Annotated in this window: 4 protein-coding genes; all 4 read right to left on the bottom strand. The window is 31.1% G+C overall.

Going from position 1 to position 3,357, the window contains the following annotated elements; genetic code table 11:
* Positions 1-89 precede the first annotated feature (89 nt).
* Positions 90-1,019, bottom strand: coding sequence for a carbamate kinase (gene arcC / locus HMPREF3058_RS02920; RefSeq protein WP_000036757.1), 930 nt, complete (start codon positions 1,017-1,019; stop codon positions 90-92).
* 19 nt (positions 1,020-1,038) lie between these two features.
* Positions 1,039-2,037, bottom strand: coding sequence for an ornithine carbamoyltransferase (gene argF / locus HMPREF3058_RS02925; protein ID WP_000793596.1), 999 nt, complete (start codon positions 2,035-2,037; stop codon positions 1,039-1,041).
* Positions 2,038-2,074: 37 nt separating this feature from the next.
* Positions 2,075-2,764, bottom strand: a complete 690-nt coding sequence (locus tag HMPREF3058_RS02930) for a Crp/Fnr family transcriptional regulator (protein WP_000272781.1) — start codon at positions 2,762-2,764, stop codon at positions 2,075-2,077.
* A gap of 41 nt (positions 2,765-2,805) precedes the next feature.
* Positions 2,806-3,357, bottom strand: a 552-nt coding sequence (locus tag HMPREF3058_RS02935; protein WP_141755960.1) for an amino acid permease, incomplete at its 5' end; no start/stop codon positions are given.

Genomic DNA, 3,357 nt, shown 5'->3' on the forward strand with positions numbered 1-3,357 from the left:
TTTTATTAAGTTCCCGTTTTAAGGGTTCAGTGCCCTAGGATTATAGGCTCTTTTGTTTATAAAGGTAATTGAACTAAAGTATTATAATTTCAATTCTTAATTAATGTTCCTATTTTACCGTCTAAAGCGTCCCCTAATCCTGCTAGAGATGTAATCAAAACACTGCCTTTAGTATTTTTTTCAAGAAATTGAAGTGCAGCTTCAACTTTTGGAAGCATACTTCCTTTAGCAAATTGACCATCAGAGATATGTTTTTTCATTTCATCCACAGACACTTCATCGAGACCTCTTTGGTTTTCTTTTCCATAGTTAATGTAAACATGGTCCACAGCAGTTAATATGATTAATTGATCAGATTGTAAATGTGCTGCTAATAAAGCACTCGTTTTATCTTTATCAATAACTGCATCAACACCTGTATAAACTTCATTTTCCTTAATTACTGGAATTCCACCACCGCCGGCAGCGATAACTAGTGTTCCATGAGTGATTAATGTTTCTATACTATCTAACTCAACTATACTTATAGGTTGTGGGGAAGGGACAACGCGACGATAGCCGCGTCCAGAATCTTCTACAAAAGTATAACCTTTTTCTTTCGTAAATTTATCAGCCTGCTCTTTTGTATAAAATAATCCAATTGGTTTAGTAGGGTTATTGAAAGCAGAATCATCGCTTGCAACTTGAACTTGTGTTACTAGCGTAACAACTTGTTTATCTATGCCCATTGAATGAAGTTCGTTTTGTAAACTTTCTTGCATCTGATAGCCAATATAAGCTTGACTCATAGCACCACATTCAGGGAAAGGAAAAGGAGGACCTTGTTTGTGTTCCGCCGCATAATTTAAACCTAAGTTAATACTTCCAACTTGTGGACCATTACCATGACTAATTACAATTTCGTATCCTTTATCGATTAAACTTACTAGAGATTTAGATGTACTTTTTAATAAATCTAATTGTTCTTTAGGCGATTGTCCTAAAGCGTTACCACCCAAAGCTACGACGATTTTAGACATATTTATATCCTCCTTTCATTTACTCTCCTAATGTTGCTACCATGACTGCTTTTATTGTATGTGCTCTATTTTCTGCTTCTTGGAAAACAACTGATTGTTCACTTTCAAATACTTCATTTGTTACTTCCATTTCAGTTAGACCATATTTTTCTTGAATTTGTTTACCGATTATTGTTTCAGTATCATGGAATGATGGTAAGCAATGTTCAAAAATTGTATGTGGATTACCTGTTTTTTTCATTAATTCTTTAGTTACACGGTATGGTTCTAATAATTTGATACGTTTTTCCCAAACTTCATCAGGTTCACCCATAGATACCCAAACATCTGTGTAAATTACATCAGATCCTTTGACACCTTCATCAATATCGTCAGTTATAAGGATTTCACCACCGTTTTTGTCAGCTATATCATTACACCGATTTAATAATTCATCAGTTGGATTTAGTTCTTTAGGACATACAAGATGGAAAGTCATGCCCATGATTGCTGCTCCTTGCATTAAGGCATTTGCAACGTTATTACGTCCATCTCCAACATATGTGAAGTTAATTTCATTATATGGTTTTTTCAATACTTCTTTAGCTGTTAAAAAATCAGCAAGTACTTGTGTAGGATGATCTTCATCTGTTAAACCATTCCATACGGGAACGCCAGAATATTTTGCCAAATCCTCAACTACTCTTTGTGAGAATCCACGATATTCTATGCCATCATACATTCCACCTAAAACACGAGCAGTATCTTTGGTAGACTCTTTTTTACCCATTTGAGAACCTGTTGGCCCAAGGTATGTTACATGTGCACCTTGATCATAAGCCGCTGTTTCAAATGCACATCGAGTGCGTGTTGAATCTTTTTCAAAAAGTAGAGCGATATTTTTACCTTTCATTTTTTGTTGTTCTATTCCTGCATATTTTGCGCGTTTAAGATCTTCAGATAAATTAAGTAAAAATTCCATTTCTTTTTGTGTGAAGTCTAACAAAGTTAAAAAGTTTCTATTTCTTAAATTTTTCATTTTGAATATCTCCTTTTCAATTAATATTTTATTCATGTTATTTTTTTATAATCCAATTTCTTTTATCTTGATATATAATATTTTCTATTTTTAATTCTCTGATTATTTCACCAGTAGTTTTTCTGTTAAGTCCAGATAAATTACTTATTAATTGAACAGTCATAATTTGTTTTAATTCATAGAATTCTCCATTATCATCCCCAATTGAAAGGCATAAAATTTGTAGTATTCTTTCAATTCTTTCTTTAGCTGAATTAGCTCTTAACGCCATAATATATTCTACTTGAAATTGAATAGTCTCATTAAGTTTCTTGAAGAGACTTTCAAATATTTCATTATGCTTTCTACATAAATACTCAAGTAAATCTTTCGGTAAAGTTAATATTTTACAATCTGTCAAAGCTGTACATATTTCATATGGTGCAGGGGTTTCATTAAATATGAAGTTCATTGGAAATATATTTTCGTCTTTACTTAATCTTAAATAATTGTCACCAGTAATATTAGAAGATTCATGTAAAATACAACCATTTACTAAAAAGTATACAAATTTTATTTGATCAGTTGAATGATATATGACTTGTCCTTTTTTATATTGATAAAGTGTTAAATCCTCTTTATAAGGTCTAACAATACTAACAGGAATATTTAAGTATGATGCTAATTGTTTAAGATTATTATCAAATTCATATTCTGAATTTTTAATATAAATATTTTCTTCATACATAACTATAAACCCCTTAAAAATTACTTAGTTTAAATCATAACTTAAAATACAGAAATATTACCTGTAATCAAACGAACTATTCCTATTATTGCAAGTACAATGATGAATATGAATAACGTATAATCCAATTTTGTCAAATGTTTGTTATTATCCCTTTGTACGTAGCTGTATACGAGTAATCCAGGTATATATAACAACATCGTTAATAGTAAATAATCTAATCCAGCTGCATAAACCAACCAAATTGTGTAAATAGATGCAATAATTCCTATTATCCATTGTTTTAAATTAGCTTTAGATTTATTTTGAATAGTATATTTAACCTGGTAAAAAGCACTGAGTGTATATGGAATTAAGATTGCACTTGATGCAAGTGAAAACGCAAACTGATAGGCACTATCTGTAAACAACATACTAATTAAAAATAACTGAACTAATATATTAGTAATAATTAAAGCGTTGACCGGAGCTTTATTCTTATTTTCTTTAGCAAACCATTTCGGGAAAAGTCCATCTTTAGCTACAATGAATGGTAATTCACCAGCTAGTAATGTCCATCCTAACCAAGCTCCTAAAACAGAGATAATTAAGCC

Source organism: Staphylococcus sp. HMSC068G11 (assembly GCF_001815825.1).
Taxonomy (GTDB): domain Bacteria; phylum Bacillota; class Bacilli; order Staphylococcales; family Staphylococcaceae; genus Staphylococcus; species Staphylococcus epidermidis.